General features: G+C 47.9%; 13 protein-coding genes. 1 reads left to right on the top strand and 12 read right to left on the bottom strand.

The features are described 5' to 3' along the window. Positions 1-39 precede the first annotated feature (39 nt). The 10 genes from PVA01S_RS15470 to cyoE form a co-directional block, all read right to left on the bottom strand. Positions 40-1,059, bottom strand: coding sequence for an S-layer homology domain-containing protein (locus PVA01S_RS15470; RefSeq protein ID WP_127608360.1), 1,020 nt, complete (start codon positions 1,057-1,059; stop codon positions 40-42). A gap of 290 nt (positions 1,060-1,349) precedes the next feature. Then, positions 1,350-4,160: a glycoside hydrolase family 3 N-terminal domain-containing protein gene (locus PVA01S_RS15465; protein ID WP_164751852.1), complete on the bottom strand. Its 2,811-nt coding sequence runs from the start codon at positions 4,158-4,160 to the stop codon at positions 1,350-1,352. A 387-nt stretch (positions 4,161-4,547) separates the two neighbouring features. Continuing rightward, entirely contained in the window at positions 4,548-5,369 is an 822-nt protein-coding gene (locus PVA01S_RS15460; protein ID WP_054799339.1) for a carbohydrate ABC transporter permease, read from the bottom strand. 1 nt (position 5,370) lies between these two features. Further along, complete coding sequence (locus PVA01S_RS15455; RefSeq protein ID WP_127608358.1) at positions 5,371-6,354, bottom strand: carbohydrate ABC transporter permease; 984 nt, start codon at positions 6,352-6,354, stop codon at positions 5,371-5,373. 64 nt (positions 6,355-6,418) lie between these two features. Next, entirely contained in the window at positions 6,419-7,762 is a 1,344-nt protein-coding gene (locus PVA01S_RS15450; RefSeq protein WP_127608357.1) for an ABC transporter substrate-binding protein, read from the bottom strand. Between the two features lie 136 nt (positions 7,763-7,898). Beyond that, entirely contained in the window at positions 7,899-8,678 is a 780-nt protein-coding gene (locus PVA01S_RS15445) for a response regulator transcription factor (protein WP_127608356.1), read from the bottom strand. Beyond that, positions 8,675-10,027, bottom strand: coding sequence for an ABC transporter substrate-binding protein (locus tag PVA01S_RS15440; protein ID WP_127608355.1), 1,353 nt, complete (start codon positions 10,025-10,027; stop codon positions 8,675-8,677). The genes PVA01S_RS15445 and PVA01S_RS15440 overlap by 4 nt, the downstream gene beginning before the upstream one ends. Before the next feature lie 2 nt (positions 10,028-10,029). After that, on the bottom strand, positions 10,030-11,832 hold the full coding sequence (locus PVA01S_RS15435) for a cache domain-containing sensor histidine kinase (RefSeq protein ID WP_127608354.1): 1,803 nt from the start codon (positions 11,830-11,832) through the stop codon (positions 10,030-10,032). 235 nt (positions 11,833-12,067) lie between these two features. Then, on the bottom strand, positions 12,068-12,601 hold the full coding sequence (locus PVA01S_RS15430; RefSeq protein WP_127608353.1) for an RDD family protein: 534 nt from the start codon (positions 12,599-12,601) through the stop codon (positions 12,068-12,070). Between the two features lie 39 nt (positions 12,602-12,640). Continuing rightward, positions 12,641-13,549, bottom strand: a complete 909-nt coding sequence (gene cyoE / locus PVA01S_RS15425) for a heme o synthase (protein ID WP_127608352.1) — start codon at positions 13,547-13,549, stop codon at positions 12,641-12,643. Between the two features lie 183 nt (positions 13,550-13,732). On the opposite strand from cyoE, the gene PVA01S_RS15420 reads away from it, so the two are divergent. After that, positions 13,733-14,338: a TetR/AcrR family transcriptional regulator gene (locus PVA01S_RS15420; protein ID WP_127608351.1), complete on the top strand. Its 606-nt coding sequence runs from the start codon at positions 13,733-13,735 to the stop codon at positions 14,336-14,338. Between the two features lie 110 nt (positions 14,339-14,448). Here PVA01S_RS15420 and PVA01S_RS15415 read toward each other — a convergent pair whose 3' ends face one another. Continuing rightward, a complete protein-coding gene (locus PVA01S_RS15415; protein ID WP_054796613.1) occupies positions 14,449-15,108 on the bottom strand; it encodes an ABC transporter ATP-binding protein in 660 nt (219 codons plus the stop codon). Then, a complete protein-coding gene (locus PVA01S_RS15410; RefSeq protein ID WP_127608350.1) occupies positions 15,105-16,757 on the bottom strand; it encodes an ABC transporter permease in 1,653 nt (550 codons plus the stop codon). Before PVA01S_RS15410 ends, PVA01S_RS15415 begins: the two co-directional genes overlap by 4 nt. Positions 16,758-16,759: the final 2 nt, after the last annotated feature.

Here is a 16,759-nt window from a genome sequence, read left to right as displayed (position 1 = left end):
CTTTCTGAATATAAGTAGGTATGTAAGAAAAATCAGCTTTTACAAAGCAAGCATAGACAAGATCAAAGTAACAGCTTCCGCCCGGGTTGCATGATCATTAGGTGCAAAAAGGTTACCCTCCCTGCCTTGGATCAAGCCCGCTTCTTTCGCTTCCGCAACGAAAGGAACGGCCCACTCGGGAATTTGATCCACGTCGGCAAATGCCGGTTTCTTTGCGGTATCCACTGCAATATCCGAAGCTCTGACAATCATAGCTGTAATTTCAGCACGGGTAATCATGTTTTCCGGGCGGAACGTGTCGTCTTCATACCCTGTCACAATGCCCGCTGCAACAGCTTTCGATATGCTTGATCTTGCCCATTGCGGAATGCTGTCCAGATCCGCAAAGGATATCTGCGCACTGCCGTTTTCCGGTAATTGAAGGGCTCGTGCCAGCATCACGGCGAACTCCGATCGGTTAACGAGTCCCTGCGGTTGGAAGGTGCCGTCTTCGTATCCGTTCACAAATCCGAGTTTTGCCGCTTTTTCTATCGCTTCTCTGGCCCAGTGGCCGGAAATATCGCTAAACGCTGTTGCCGATTTGTTCATTTGGATCTCGGCTGCCGTCTGTACGCCCGCTTTTTGAACATTGGAAACCAATTGGCTGGTAACGAGCTTCACATCGGTAAGCTCCACTGCAGCTTTCCCTTCACCGATAACTTCAAACGTGAGCGTACACAAGGTGACATCTCCGCTCTCCCCGGATATGCTGCCGATTTTGGTGGCTGCAAATTGGATAACGTTTTTTTTCAACATGGGGGGTACGGAAAATCCCTCGATGGCGCTTTTAGCCCCTTTAAGACGCAGTTGATCTTCGTTATAAGCAAAATTGACTTCGTAAGCGTATAAGTCCTGAAGATTTTGCCCTTTAACGGTGACTTGAACCTCTTGGCCGATCTCGGGTTTATCATTCGTAATGGTTAACGTGAAGGAAGCAGGGTCTGCCGCCAATGAGGTTAGCGGGATCAGGAGCATACACAGCAATAAGGCCAAATGAATGGATAAAAGTTTTCGTTTCATGTAGGTTCTTCCTTTCATCAACACTTTTCGAATCATCATCACTATTAGTAAGCGTTTTCAATTGTGAACCATCAAAAACCTATCCGGCCTCCCTTCCCCATTTCGAACTGGAACACTTCTTTAAATCACATGATACTTAAACAAATTCGCTTTAACTATGCGGTAAATCTATCTTTTATTCCATTAAAATATCCTGTTGTGGGTAAACCCCTGATTCTTCCAAAGAACAAACAGGGGTTTACCGACCAGCTGACGGGAGAAGCTCTGGATCTTCTCTTCTTTCGATTACATTATCCGAAAATCATTTTGGCTACAGCCGCAAGGTCGATAATGTCGATCTTACCATCATTGTTGATATCTGCGTGTTTGACTTGATCCCAATCCGCATCAGCAGAAGATTTGCCGTAATAGGAGGCCATGATGCCCAAATCGCCGATACTGAATTTATCGTCTCCGTTCAAGTCTTCCGGCTGTTTCATAATCACGGATGAATAGAACACTTGTAAAGCCGTACCCAGCTCAGCCGTTGCTTGCTCTACCTGCTGCTGTGTGGAATTCGGATTATCGGCTACTTCTCGGGCTTTATCGATGGCGGCTTGCAGCGCTGCTTTCGAACCAGCCCGATACTCCCCGGCTCTTGTTCCTTCCACAGCCGCATCATGCTTGGCTTGGGCGTCGGCGATCAAGGCATTCAAAGCCCCTTTATCTGCAGCCGCAATTCGTACCGTGTGGGACGCACCGATTATCGATGTTTCTACCCCTTCCCCGTCAGCGACAACGACGTTAGCCAAGGTTACCGTCGAGGAAGTGGTCTGGGACATCTCCTTGACTTTAAAGTTCAGCTTCAGCAAATCGACGTTGAGATTGGCGGAGTCCGCCCCCACATTTGCCCCAAGGATACGGATTTGGCCCTGTGCTGCCGATTTATCGACGAGCAAGAATCCATCCTTCACGGAGTGCGCAGAGATGAACTCCAGCTGATCCGGATTATAGGTGAACGTGAGATCCTGCGCATAGACGCTTTGGTTCACGCCTGTTAGACCGAAGGTCAGATCGAACGATTGGCCGGCATCGACAGCCGCCGCACCGGTTAATACGGCGGATGGATAAGCCAAACCATACCCTCTCGGAAACAACGGTGTCGGATCGGCAGGAGTTACCCCCGGCTGCAGCTGATCAAAAGCTTTGGGCCAGGTGTAAGGCAGCTTTCCTGAGAAGTTATAATCCCCGTAAAGGACATCGGCGATGCCCGTACCGCCTTCCGATCCAGGCAGCCATGCTTCCACAACGGCATCCCAATCATGGCTGTTGATTTTGTCTGTGAGGAGTAACGGCCTTCCGGATACGAGAACGATCACTACTTTCAAATTAGGGTTGGCGGCTTTGGCTGATTTCAGATTCGCCACGATACTTTCATCGCTGCTAGCTCCTCCCAAAGTGCCGTACGATAAGGCTGCGGCGGTATTTCTGTCGCCTTGGCCTTCCGCATAAGGGTCTTCGCCGATAACGGCAATTACAGTATCGTAACCGAGCACGTCGGCCCCGTTTTGATGCCAGTCGACGGTGACATTCGGACCCCCGACCTGCTTCAATCCATCCAGCACATTAACGCCCTTGGTGACTGTGTTTCCGCCGCCCTGCCATGAAATCGTCCAACCTCCGTTCAGATAGCCGATATGGTTCGACTTATCGCCGACGACAAGTATTTTCTGTGAACCGTCTTTCTTAAGCGGCAAGGCTTGATTGTTGTTCTTCAAGAGCACCAGTGATTTCCTGGCAGCTTCCCTTGCGAGCGCCGCATGCTCCGCGCTGTAGATGACACTTTCGGGATTCAACACACTGTCCGATAAAGGATGCTCCAGCAGCCCTTGCTCGATCTTGACTCTTAAAATTCTCGATACGGCATCATTGATTCGGTCCATAGAAACTTCGCCGTTGCCGACAAGAATTTTTAAATTATGGATAAAACCTATCCAACCGCTGCCCTGTCCGCCCCCGGCTGTCGTATTGCCTTTGGCGGAGAGCATAAACATATCGACTCCCGCATTGACGCTTGCTTTCACTTGATTCCTGTAACCGACTACGGGGTTGCCTTGATCGTCCACTTGAATCTGTTGAATGGCGTTATAGTCGGAAACAACCAGGCCGGTAAATCCAAGCCGCCCTTTCAACACATCTGTGATCAAATAAGTATCCGCGTGCGTTTTCAAACCGTTGATGCTGCTGTACGTGATCATGACCGTACGTGCGCCCGCCTGAATGGATTTTTTGTACATTTCGATATAGGGAGCCAGATATTCATCTTTTGCCTGATTCAACGTTTTACCTTCCGGCACCGGTATCGTGATGTTGCCCTGATCTTTACCGTTCTCCGTTAAACCGTCCCCGATATAATGCTTGATGGAGGCGGCAATTTTGTTGCCTTGCAAAAATCCGGAATCTGCAGGATCGCCCTGCAAGCCCTCCACCGCAGCAGCACCAAGCTTAGCGACGATTTTCGGGTCTTCGCTGAAGCCCTCGTACGTTCTGCCCCAGCGAATATTCTGTACGGCGGAAATAACGGGGGCAAAGGTCCAGGTCACTCCGGTTGCCCGAACTTCAGCAGCTGTAGCCGCCCCGATTCTCCTTACCAGATCAGCGTCGTTCGCTGCACCCAAGCCGACATTATGCGGGAACATCGTAGCATTTAGCAGATTGTTATGGCCATGAACGGCATCCACGCCGTAAATAACCGGAATGCCAAGGCGGGTTCCCAAGGCTTGATTTTGAAAATTATCATACATCGTGTTCCATGCAGCAGGCGTGTTCCCTGCGGGTACGGAGCCGCCTCCGCTCAGTATGGAGCCGATGAAGTAGGTTTTTACGTCTGAGATCGTGCCTAACGAAGCACGTTCCGCTTGAACCATCTGGCCGATTTTTTCATCAAGTGTCATGGTGCCAATCAAATCACTAACCCGCTCTTCGATCGGCCGGGCCGGGTCCTTATAAACCGGAACTGCCTCTTCCGCCAAAGCTGTACCGGCCAGATTGCTGAAAACAGCGCCAAAAAGCATTGTAGATAAAGTTAAATTAACGGCAAATTTACGTTTCCATTTTTTCACGTACCCTAACCTCCTCATAGTTTACTAAGGCACTCTCCTGTAAATTTCGGTGGACTACGACATCCGCCAATGCAACGATTCAATTCATAAACGCCTCCTTGAATAGCAGCATTTCTACCGTGAGAAAAACCTCCATCGGGGTCACTTCAACGATAGAAGACCACGTACAGAGGTTTTATGCCAGGTCTGTAAGCGCTTCCTTTTAAATATCTTACATAAGCGGGCTCGCTTTAACTATGAGGTAAAACTATCTTTTCTTCCGTTTAAACATCCTTTTCATACCTGATATCATGGGATGGATTTATTGAAAACGAAAGGGTTGTCCCTTGTCATGAATGATGACTTGCGGGACAACCCTGGCCATTTTTTTCAACTTACGGATAACCTTTATCCCTTGATTGAACCTGCAAGCAGCCCCCTGATAAAATACCGGCTCAGGAACATATAAACCAGCAGTGTAGGGAGTGCGGCCAAAATAGCTCCGGCCATCTGCACGTTCCACTGCACAATCTGACTTCCGGACAGGTTTTGGAGGGCGACCATGATGGGCTGCTGCTTCTGTGTCGTGAGAGTAACGGCAAACAAGAATTCGTTCCAGACGCTGGTGAACTGCCAAATACCTACGACCACAAATCCGGTTAACGATAAGGGAATCATCATATACCGATAAATACCGAAGAAGCCGTTTCCATCGATTTTGGCCGATTCAAGCACTTCATTGGGAACGCCGACATAAAAATTGCGGAACATCAAGGTACAAATAGGCAGGCCGTACACAACATGAACGAGTATTAATCCGGGAATCGAATTGTACAGCTTGATCATTTGCAAAAATTGTATCAATGGAATAAGTATGCTTTGGTACGGAATGAACATCCCGAACAGCATCAGCGTAAACAGGACGTCCGCGCCTTTAAACTTCCATTTGGATAAAATATACCCATTGAGCGATCCGAGCAGGGCCGATAGCAGCGTAGCCGGGATGGCAAGCAAGAAGCTGTTCGTCAAATTGGGGATCAGCTTCTTAAAAGCCTCCTGATAACCGCCCAAGTTAAAGTGCTTCGGCAGCGCCCACATTTGATCTAACGTAATTTCTTGCAAGCCCTTCACACTGGTGATCAGCATGACATAAATCGGAACCAGATATAAGATCGCAAGTACGATCAGTACCCCATACAACAGCGAACGGTTGAAGCGCTCCAGCGACATGTTACTCTTCCCCCTTGCGCATGTTGAAAATCAAGTAAGGAACAATAAGTAAGGAGACAAGAAGCAGCATAATCATGGCGATACCCGCACCTTGGGCATAATGATTGCCGCGGAAGGTCGTTTCAAACATATAGACACCGGGAACATCCGTCACAAACATGGCGCCTGGTCCTGTCATCGCATAGACCAAATCGAAAATTTTCAACGAAATATGCGCTAAAATAATAATCAAGCTCATCGTAATGGGCTTCAATTGCGGCAATATGACCTTCAACAGCACCTGCCATTCCGTCGCTCCATCCACCCGTGCCGCTTCCCGCAGGTCTTCAGAGATTCCCCGTAACCCGGCCAGATACATGGCCATCGCAAAACCGGACATTTGCCAGATCGCAGCGATCGCTACAGCAATAATCGCTAGCGGCAGTCCGAAATCAATCTGCCCCAGATGAATTTTGGGAACAATCTCCGTACTTACAAACCAAGACGGGACATTCGTCATCCCTAGTGACTTGAGAAGTAAATTGATTCCTGTCGTCGGGTTTAGAATCCACTGCCACACTACCCCGGTCACGACAAACGAAAGCGCCATCGGAAACACAAACACATTGCGAAAAAAAGCTTCGCCGCGAATTTTCCGGTCAACCATAATCGCCAGAAACAGTCCGATGAGCATCCCGCCCGCAATGAAAAGAATCGTAAATGTCAGTGTGTTTCTTAAATCCGACTGAAAACGAAAATCCTGAAACAGGAATTGATAATTGCTAAAGCCCGCAAAAGCAAAATTTTTGACTAATGTGTTCCATTCCGTGAATGAGACAAAACCTGTCCACGCAATAAATCCATAAACAAAAATGGCGATCGCCGCTAATGAAGGCAGAAGCATGAGGATGGGCACGAGCTTCTCCGACTTCCAGACGCTTCGCCGGCCTGACGCGGGAACGGGTTGTTTGGTATTCAATGGTCTGGTTGAACGGGTAGCGTTCATCTGATCACACTCCAAGACAAAGGGCCAGATGTCTGGTCTGCCATCTGGCCCCGTCGATTTTTCCCTACTTCTTCATACCGTTAGCATCCTGTGCCTGTTTGAGCGCTTTCGCCGCCTGCTCGACGTCGCCCTGCGTTACGAAAATATTGATGGCTTGATTAGCTTGGGTCGTAAAGCCTTCCGGTGCAGCGGAGCCGTGTGCCATACTTGGGGTCAGCTTGCTCTTCTTAAAGTCTTCAATCGTCGTTTTACCATAAATGTCGTATTTGGATGCATCTGCATCAATACGAGCCGGAATCGATCCCTTCAACGGATTGAATACATCCTGACCTTCTACAGAACCGAGAACCTTTAAGAATTCTTTGGCAGTTGCTTGATCTTTGGAAGCTTTAGGCAGTGCAAAAGTATCCGTTATGACCATAAAGCTGCCGTCTGAATTCGGCGATGCGACCCACCCGAAATCTTCATTAGCTTTTAATTTCAGATCCGTTGTAAAATACCCTTTGGCCCAGTCCCCCATGTTGTTCATGGCTGCTTCCCCTTTGGCGACCAGTTGGGCGGCATCCTGCCAGTTACGGGCAGCATGATCTTTATTGATGTAAGTCAGCATCTTTTTAAAGGTTTCCAGCGATTTTTTCACCCGTGCATCGTCAAAAGGAATTTCGCCGGTCCACAGTTTCTTGTAATCGTCAGGACCGAACTCGCCGAGCAGTACATTCTCAAACAGCATCGTTGCCGTCCAAGGCTCTTTGTCGCCGAGCGCAAGCGGAGTAACCCCTTTTGCTTTTAACGCATCCGCCACCTTGAAAAACTCATCAAATGTTGTTGGTGCTTTCAGTCCGTTATCGTCAAAAATTTTCTTGTTGTAGAATATCACATTTCCACGGTGAATATTGACCGGAACCGAATAAATATTGCCGTCCTTGCTGACCATGTCGATCAGGTCCTTCGGAAACTTGGCCTTCCAGCCTTCGCTATCATACAGATCGTTCAAAGGATTTACTTTATCCGCGGCAACCCATCCGGTGTTCAGCTCCGCACCGCCATGCACCTGGAATGAAGATGGAGGATCTCCGCCCTGCATACGGCTTGCCAGAACGGCCTTCGCATTTGTTCCTGCTCCGCCCGCTACCGCGGCGTTAATGACCTCGATATCCGGGTGCTTTTCTTTAAACAGCTTTATAAGTCCTTGAAGTCCCGCTTCTTCACCTGCTCCCGTCCACCAGCTGAAGATTTCAACCTGTTTTTTTTCCGCATTCGCCTTTGGGGCGGGCGTATTTGCCCCCGCTGACGGAGCCGGGCTTTCTTTTACCTCAGTCGTGTTGGCGTCAGTGTCTGCGCCGCAAGCCGTTAAGAGCGTGCCCGCCAGGGTTACAGCCGAAAGCGTAAGAGACAATTTTCGTTTCACAGTTACTACCCCTTTCAAGATTGCTTTTTATGAAAGCGCTTTACAAAATAATCTTACTCAATTGGAGAACCTCTTTGAATGAGGTAAATCTATCTTTTATTCTGTTTTCTTGCACAAAATTTGACATTCCCCTCCTTTATGCATGACGTGCGCGATAGTCGCCCGGCGACATCCCCGTCTGCTTTTGAAACCATTCGCTGAAATATCGGGGATTGGGATAGCCCACCGCCTCGCCAACCTGGTAAATTTTGAGATTGGTACAGCTTAGCAGCTCACAGGCTTTTTCAATTCTCATATGCGATAAATAGTCGCTGAACGATTTTCCTGTTTCCTGACGGAATAACCGGCTTAAATAATTGGACGTGACAAACAACTCTTCAGCAATTTGGGTGAGATGGAGATCTTCCGTGAATCTTGAGCTCATCATCTGAAGCGCCTTTTTAATCAGGTACGAAACGGGCTCCTCCGGCGCCTTTGGTTGTGCGGGCTGCCGCTTGGCAGGCTTCTCTTCTTTGCCGCACAGCTGCTTGGCTTTCTGTAAGACCGCTTCGATCTCTTCGACATCCGTGGGCTTAAGCAGATAATCCATAGCGCCGAGACGGATCGCTTCCTGGGCGTATTTAAAATCGCCATGGCCGGTCAGGAAAATAACTTGAATTTTCGATGGCAAGCGATGGTTATCTTCCAATAGGCGTAATCTTGCGACGAGCTCCAGGCCGGTCATATTGGGCATGCGTATATCCGACACAAGGATGTCGACAGGATGGCCTTCGATATAATTCACAGCCTCAAAGCCGTCCTGAAATACTTGCACCAGATCAATACCGAGAAGCTCCCAATGGATATGTTCGCTTAACCCTTCCCGAATCCAGGCTTCGTCATCGATAATAACAGCCCGGCATGCAGCAGCGCTCATCGATTTCCCTCCGTCCTATTCAGATTCTTTTTGATATGCCCGGAAAGCTGACGAAGTTCATGCGCCGCCTCCATAAAGGTTTCTCTCGGGTTGGCATATAAGGTAACGATTTTGGCCAGCGCCTTATCTTCGATATCAACCATAGCCGGATAATAAGTAATTGAAGGTTCTGCTTTCGCAATATCGATGCTCTCCAGAATTAATGAAAAATCGGGTCGCGACACTTTAAAGGACGGATCACTCAAAATGGAACGTCTGGCTGGAATCCCCCCTCGCTGAGCATAGATCATCCCTCCGCGTTTACCGGTCGCAAACTCGAGAAACTTCCATGCATCCAACGGATTCGTGGAACTGGCATTGATCGCGAGCGTCCAACCATGCTGAAACGGGATACGGCGGAGATTACCGTTCTGGTCCTTGGTGCCGGGAATTAAAGAGATTTGAATCGAATCTGTATAAGGACTAGCGGCTTGCTTGATCATCGGATATGCGGAATTCCAATACGGCGCCGCCATGGCCACTTCCCCTGAAATCAAGGCATCGCGCGTTCTGGAAAAATCCCAGCTCAGCATATCCTGCGGCACGAGCTTCTCTTTCACCAGTTGTTCAAGGTATTCACCGGCTTGAATGGACTCCTGTTGATCCAGCAGTACCTCCCCGTCGTTCTCCTTCAAAATATCTCCGCCAAACGACCATAATAGAGAGGCGAATATTTTGGAGCGTTCCTCCGGTACAACGGCAGGCATCGCTAACCCCCATGTCGTAGGGGATTCCGGGTTATGGCTTTTGGTATATTTCCGGGCCTCCTTGAACAAATCATCCCAGGTTTCAGGAACGCTTGAAATTAAATCACTGCGATAATAAAGAAAATGGGTGCTAATGTCCGTCGGCAGCGCATAAGTCGCTCCCTGGTAACGGTAGACGGAAAGAAAATCATCGACATCGAACGACGGCAAATCCGTCAAATGGGGATTCCTGATAAAGGAATCCAGTGGAAGAATCGCATGGGCGGAGGCAAATTGGGCAATGGACGTGTTCGGTACGGAGACGATGTCAAACGAGTCTGTACCCGCCAGCAGCTGCGTACCAACCGATGTAAAATACACATCTCTGCCCAATTCAATATATTCCACCTGGATACCCGTCTCCGCTTCAAAAGCCTGCGAAATCTGACGCATCGCCGCAGATTCCGTCCCCGTACGAATAAGCACCCTGATTTTTTTGGTTTCTGGTGGAACTTTCACCGTCTCGATGGTTACTTGATCCAGCAAAACCAAACTGCTCAGTGCCCAAATCAGAAGGAGCACGAACGCAATAAACATCAGTCCATTGTATTTAAAGCGCTTCAAAGCTATGCCTCCTCAAATAACGGGTTTGACGGAGACAAACCATAAGGTATGGTTATCTTGACCAGCGTTTCGAGTTGCTCGCTTTCCGTTAGCTGTATGCCGTACCTCTGACCGAATGCCAACTGGATTCTTTGCTGGACATTTCGAAGACCGACATGCACGCTTGGGGAAGCGTCCTGCAGTAAACGGTTCACATGTTCCAGATCGATAGGCGAACCCGTGTTGGATATTAAGATACAAACCCGGTTTTCCATTTTTCGGGCACTTATCGTCACTTTACCGCCCGCCGGATTTTTAGATACACCATGTTCTAAAGCGTTTTCAATTAAAGGCTGAAGAATAAGCGGCATTACACGTACTTCTGAAACAGAGGGCTCCAGATGAATCTCATATTGCAGCTTATCCCTGTAGCGAAAAGATTGAATTTGCAAATAGTTCTCGATATGCTCCACCTCTTTTCTCAGTGTTGTCCATTCCTGTCCCGCAGATAAGGTGAACCGGAAAAACCTGCCCAAAGCCGTTACCAGCTTGCTTATGGATTCCGCTTTATGTTTCTTGGCCATCCAGTAAATCATGTCGAGCGTATTATATAAAAAATGCGGATGAATCTGCATTTGCAGCGCCTGCAGCAGCGCCTCCCGCTTTTCTTTCTGCTGCCTTTCGTTCTCCCGAATCAGATCCTGAATCCGGTCCATCATACGATTGAAGTTGAATTGTAAAATACTGATTTCCTGAATCGAACCTTGAGTTTCCCGCACATGAAGACTGTCTTTCGAAGCAATGGACATTAAGCGGGCCAAATTAATGACCGGCTTGGAAATCGCGGTAGCCAGCAGGATCGAGACGATGACGGAGACAACGGCTCCGCAAGCGGCAATGATCAGCAGATATTGCAATATTTTTTGATTCGGACCAATCAATTCTCCTAAAGGAACAACTGCCGTCATTTTCCATCCGCTGAGTTTCGAGATGTCGGAGGCAAGCAGCCATTTCCCGTCAACAATCCTCAGCCCTTGTCCCTGGAGAGGCAAAGACCTTATCGCTTCATTTATTTTATTGTTCTGAAACAACTGGGGATCCTGCTGGTAAATAACATCTCCCGCTGCGTCCGAAACCAACAATGATCCTGTTGAGCCGATTTGAACCTTACGGAGATACTCACTGATAAACGAATCGTTAAATTGAACAAACAGATACCCGCGAAGCACCCCCGTATTGCTGTCAATAAGGCGCCTTGCTGCCGTCACGGAAGCGCGAACCGGGGTTTGGAAGCCGTCCTTCGGGCTATATATCGCCCTCTTTTCACTGAACCAGTTCATTTTTAAGGACTTGTCCTCTACCTGATCGATGACAAATTGATAGTTCGCATGATCGACCTGCTCGTAGGCATAAAATGAATTCTCCGTCGATAGAACCGTACGATCCGAAGTGATAAAAGAGATGGCGCGTATGTACTCCAGCCTGCCGCGAAACAAGTTGGAATAAACCAATTCTTTAAACCTTTGATTGGCATCAAACAACCGGTATGGAGAATCTAACGGACCCTTTAAAAAATCAAGCGACTGCTCATATAGTAAAGTCCATGTGAGCCGGTCGATTTCTGATAGATTGGCGTCCAGAGCCCGATGAGTCTGTTCAACGGTTTGCAGCAAATATTGGCTCATCTGCTTTTGAAAGATTTCATTTTCCTTCTTGTAGGTAATATACGTGATGACCACCAGAGGAAAAATCATGAGCAGAAGAAAGACGGACAGCAAAATAGTCCGAATGGAAATCGGTTTGCTGAAGGAAATGAAAGCACCCACCCTTTCTTAGATATCCGCATTAGGTTTAAATTAACATATATGGTATGAAATGTTTGTCGAAACGAGTTGCGAGAGAAGGAGTTTCTTGCAATATATAAAAACTTAATCAATCGTCATTGTTTTAATTTTTATAAATTTGGCTCTGTTCAACTTGATTGTAGATTTTCGGATATAAGAAAAACCACCCATTAAAAAGGTGGTTTAACTCCTTCTAAGGATGGAGCTCAATGAACGCTTAATCCTTATATCTTACAACGGTTCCCGCAATAAAATCATAAAGAGTTTGTTTATTTTTGCTGATAAAGGCGCATAGCAAGTAAATGAATACCCATCCGTAGACCGTGGCCAATAAAATATAAATTATATAATCGGGATACCCTGACGGAATGACCATGTGCCATATGGTGAAATGGGACAGCTCCCAAGGGATGAATTTAAGGGCAGAACGGAAAAGAGAGCGGCCAAGACCGCATGGTTGACCGTGAACGTCAACCACCACGATCCCCATTCTTCGCTTTCCCCATGTCGCGTGCGATTTCGACCCCTCACATAAAGCAAAATAAAGATAAACAGGAAGCGTAATTAATAAAAAACCAGTGATCTCCGCGGACAAAGCACTTGCTGTAAACAGTGGAATCAGTATAGGTTTTGCAATATAAAATACTCCGATCAACAGGATGATGTAGCCTAATATAATAATATAATCCCACAAAAAAGAAATGATTCGGGTGCCAAACGATACGCTTCTTAGATTACCATAACTTTGCATAAATCCAGCCCTCCTGACCCCCATAAGAACATAACAAAGTTAAGAAATTCCCATCAGAGAATAGATAATTACAGTTGAAAATAAGATCGTCATATGAAGCAGGGAATAAACAAACATTGATTTTGCCCATTTCTCTGAATCCATCTTTTTATAACCGAAAATACTTAAAATAAGCCATAGAACACTTAAAAGAAGCGCGACTAACATAAGACCAAGGCTTAAAGACCCAAAAAGAAAACTTATTGCAATTAAAACAATTAAATAAATATTAGTTTGTATATAGGTTCTTTTAACACCTTTGACTACTGGAAGCATAGGAACCTTCGCAGCCTTATACTCATCGTGCTTCCGGATAGCTATAGCATAGAAATGCGGCATTTGCCAAATAACTGTAATCGCAAACAGACCAAGAATGGCTGGATGTGTTATGTCCGGATAAATAGCAGCCCATCCTATAAGAGGCGGCATTGCCCCAGAAATACTTCCAATCTCCGTATTATAAATGGTTCTTCTTTTACTCCACATCGTATAGGGGACCATATAAAAAAACAAACCCAGAAACCCTAGGATTGCTGCCAGGGGAGTTGTTAATGCAAGAGTTGCTATGCCGAGAATAGACATGAAGATACCAAGCCCTAATACCGCTTTAGGCTTTATTTCTCCTGTTACAGTCGGTCTGTTTTTAGTTCTCTCCATAATAGAATCTATATCTCGGTCATATAGGTTATTAAAAGCTCCGGCTGCACCCATGACTAAAATCGAACCAATCAAAGCAAATAACATTTCCGGAAATTTCTCAATAGGACTGATTTGATAGGTATATAATGCCAAGGTTAATCCGGCAAACATCGGAATCAGGTTTGATTTAATAATTCCTGTTTTAATCGTTTGTGCCAAAATTTTTGACAAAGACTGTTTCTGCGTAGTAAGGCTTTCTTCCCTTCTCATGATGACCCTCTTCCCCTTTTACTGGATTATCTATAATGATCGTACGTCAATCCAGAATGACATTGTTGATGGTTACTTCCAGCATAATGATAAATGATAATTTGCATACCTTTCGGAATTTATATACTATATGGTATGTTAATGCTGCATGGTATGATTGTCAAGCGAGAGGGGGGAAGAAGAATGGCCAGACGAAGATTAACCCAAGAGGAGCGAAAAAAGGAAACACGGCAATTACTTTTAGAATCAGCTGTTGAGACCTTTGCTCAACTAGGCTTTCACGGAGCTTCTGTTGATAAAATTGCAGAATATGCCGGATTTAGCAAAGGGGCGGTTTATGCTCATTTTAATTCCAAAGAAGATCTCTTTCTAGCCATATTGGAACAACAAATGCTATTACATGTGGAAAACATCCATCAAGTCATAGACCAACAGCATTCACTTTCACATTTTATCGAAACAATGGATGAATATTTCCTTTCCGTTAGGCAGGAAAATCGAACATGGAGCATGCTGAACATGGAATTTCTTCTTTATGCGATGCGTGAAGAATCGGTACGCCATAAATGGTCTACCATGATAACAGAATCGGTAGAACAAATTTCCAAGGCCATTGAGAAATTGATGTCGAAAGAGAATCATGATTCTACTCTATCTACGAATGAAATGGCATGGACTATTCTTTCGTTAGAAAATGGTTTAGCTATCTTTTATTATATTAGTCAAGACCGTGTGCCCCTTCATCTATATGGAAAAGCACTACAAAATATGCTCCTGTCCCCACGTTAGTTCGAGTCTGCCGGATATTGGCCGCTTGGTATGCCTTCTCACCGCATCATAAAAAAGAGGGCCTTTCCCGGAAGGTCTATTTATGACCTTATGGGAAAGCCCCCTTACGTTTATTGGAACACCAGCTGTCTGGCTTCCATCTCGACAATCCGATCGCAGATCGCATCGGCATCTTCCCGGTCATGGGTGACAAGGATCGAGGTAATGCCTGCCGCCCGGAGCAGCGCTTGCAGCTCCCCTCGGATCTGGCTCTTCAGATCCGCATCCAGGCTGCTGAATGGCTCATCCATGAGCAGCAGCTGCGGCCGCGGCGCGAGTGCCCTCGCGAAAGCGACGCGCTGCTGCTGGCCGCCGCTCAGCTCATGCGGATACCGCTTGGCGAAGCCGCTCAGCTGGACAAGCTCCAGCATATCGGCCAATCGCGCCGCACGCTCCGAGCTCGGCAGCCGATGCAGGCCGAACAGGATGTTCTGCGCGACCGTCAGGTGCGGGAACAAGGCATAATCCTGGAACACCATGCCGACGCCGCGCGCCTCCGGCTGCACGAATACATTCGGAGAAACCATTGTCACGCCGTTAATGGTGATATGCCCCGAGCTCGGCTGCTCAAGGCCGGCGATCAACCGAAGCAGCGTGCTCTTGCCGCAGCCGCTCTGTCCCAATATTCCCACAATCTCCCCTTGCTTTAATTGAAGCGAAAAGCCGCTCAGCACGCTCCCGCCGGCCTTCGAATAATGATACGATATATCCTGAAGCTCTATGAAGCTCATCTCGCATTCCTCTCCCCTAACCAATGATAGAATACGACGGACAAAATCCCGACCGCGATAATCATGAGCGAAGGCACGGATGCCTGATGGATCTGCTCATCGCTCGCATATTGATAGGCCTTGGTCGCCAGCGTATCGAAGTTGAATGGCCTGAGCAGCAGCGTCAGCGGAAGCTCCTTCACGATCTCCATGAACACAAGCACTAGCCCGGCCAACACCGATCCGCGTATCATCGGCAGGTCTACCTTGAAGAACGTGCGCGTCATTCCGAGACCGAGCATGCGCGACGCCTCGCTGTATCGATTGCCGATTTTGTCAAAACCAGCCTCTACCGCATTATAACCCACCGCCAGAAAACGAACGGTATACGCAAATACAAGCATAACAAGCGACATGCTCAGCACGAGCTTGCCCGCTCCCAGGCCTAGCTGCTCATAGACGCCGGCAAGCTGCCGGTCAAGCGACAGGAATACGGCGAGCACGCCGATGGACAGGACCGCTCCCGGGATGGAATAACCCATCGCAATTACACGGCTCATCATCCTTGAGAAGAAGGTTCGCCCGTAGCGGTTCACATTCGCCACGATGACGGCCAGAAGCATAATAAGCGCGATCGAGACACCTGATAGGACGAGCGAATTATTCAGCATGCCTGCGAACCTCATGTCCAGCACGTCATGGTACGTCCACCCGGCCCAGACGATCATCTGGAATACCGGAATGATGAATGACAATGAAAGCACGATCGTACTGAAGACGACGGCTGCGGCAGCCTGAATGCCGCGCAGCTTCCTCCGGCGCAGCGGGGTCGAACGGCTGACGGTCGAATGGTATTTCTTCCGTCCGCGTAGCAGGCGTTCGATGACGAACAGCCCTATGATGACCATCATGAGCAAGGCGGACAAACGCAGCGCCGAATCGATGTCGCTCATGCCGAACCAAGTCTTGAAAATGGCGGTTGAGAATGATTGAATGCCGAAGTGCTTGGACACGCCGTAATCGTTCAGCACCTCGAAGGCAACCAGGCTTGCCCCCCCGACGATCGCCCCTTGCGACAGCGGCAGCACCACTCGAAGGAAGATATAGACGGGCCCCTTCCCCAGCAGTCTTGCATTGTCAATGAAGGCGGCGCTCTGCTTCTCGAGGAACGACTTCGTAATCAGATAGATGTACGGGAACAAGAACAGGGTGAAAATAAAAATAGCGCCCTTCATGGACATGATATCGAAGTAACTCTGATTGACGGTCCATCCAAGCTTATTGCGCATAAAGGTCTGCACGCTGCCCGTATAACTGAGCATGGAGCCGTACGTGTAGGCCGCGATATACGGAGGCATAGCCAGAGGCAGTACGAATGTCCAGGCAAAAAAGCGCCGCAGCGGGAAATCGTATGCCGCTACGAGCCAGGCTAGCGCAACGCCGATCATGACGGCAAACGCAACCGTGCCGCCCACGAGCCGCAGCGACTCCAGCGCGTAATCGACAAGCATATACTCCCTGATATGCTGCCAATTCTCATTCGGCTTGCGGAATAGGCCGATCAGAATATAAAAAGACGGAAGAAGGGCCGCCATGGCCCCAATTCCACTAAGGATTACCCATCCATTCAACTTTCGTTTCAAGTCCCTCAACAAGGTGGAAGCCATCATAT

The organism is Paenibacillus validus NBRC 15382, assembly GCF_004000985.1.
Taxonomy (GTDB): domain Bacteria; phylum Bacillota; class Bacilli; order Paenibacillales; family NBRC-103111; genus Paenibacillus_G; species Paenibacillus_G validus.
Note: the sequence above shows the minus strand (reverse complement) of the source record. Positions and strands in the feature narration are given on the sequence as shown.

What these genes read in the sequence shown, in the direction of transcription:
- PVA01S_RS15430 (WP_127608353.1), bottom strand. Translation starts at nt 12,601, where the DNA reads ATGCAAAGTTATGGTAATCTAAGAAGCGTATCGTTTGGCACCCGAATC.
- PVA01S_RS15470 (WP_127608360.1), bottom strand. Translation starts at nt 1,059, where the DNA reads ATGAAACGAAAACTTTTATCCATTCATTTGGCCTTATTGCTGTGTATG.
- PVA01S_RS15415 (WP_054796613.1), bottom strand. Translation starts at nt 15,108, where the DNA reads ATGAGCTTCATAGAGCTTCAGGATATATCGTATCATTATTCGAAGGCC.
- PVA01S_RS15455 (WP_127608358.1), bottom strand. Translation starts at nt 6,354, where the DNA reads ATGAACGCTACCCGTTCAACCAGACCATTGAATACCAAACAACCCGTT.
- PVA01S_RS15420 (WP_127608351.1), top strand. Translation starts at nt 13,733, where the DNA reads ATGGCCAGACGAAGATTAACCCAAGAGGAGCGAAAAAAGGAAACACGG.
- cyoE (WP_127608352.1), bottom strand. Translation starts at nt 13,549, where the DNA reads ATGAGAAGGGAAGAAAGCCTTACTACGCAGAAACAGTCTTTGTCAAAA.
- PVA01S_RS15460 (WP_054799339.1), bottom strand. Translation starts at nt 5,369, where the DNA reads ATGTCGCTGGAGCGCTTCAACCGTTCGCTGTTGTATGGGGTACTGATC.
- PVA01S_RS15410 (WP_127608350.1), bottom strand. Translation starts at nt 16,757, where the DNA reads ATGATGGCTTCCACCTTGTTGAGGGACTTGAAACGAAAGTTGAATGGA.
- PVA01S_RS15445 (WP_127608356.1), bottom strand. Translation starts at nt 8,678, where the DNA reads ATGAGCGCTGCTGCATGCCGGGCTGTTATTATCGATGACGAAGCCTGG.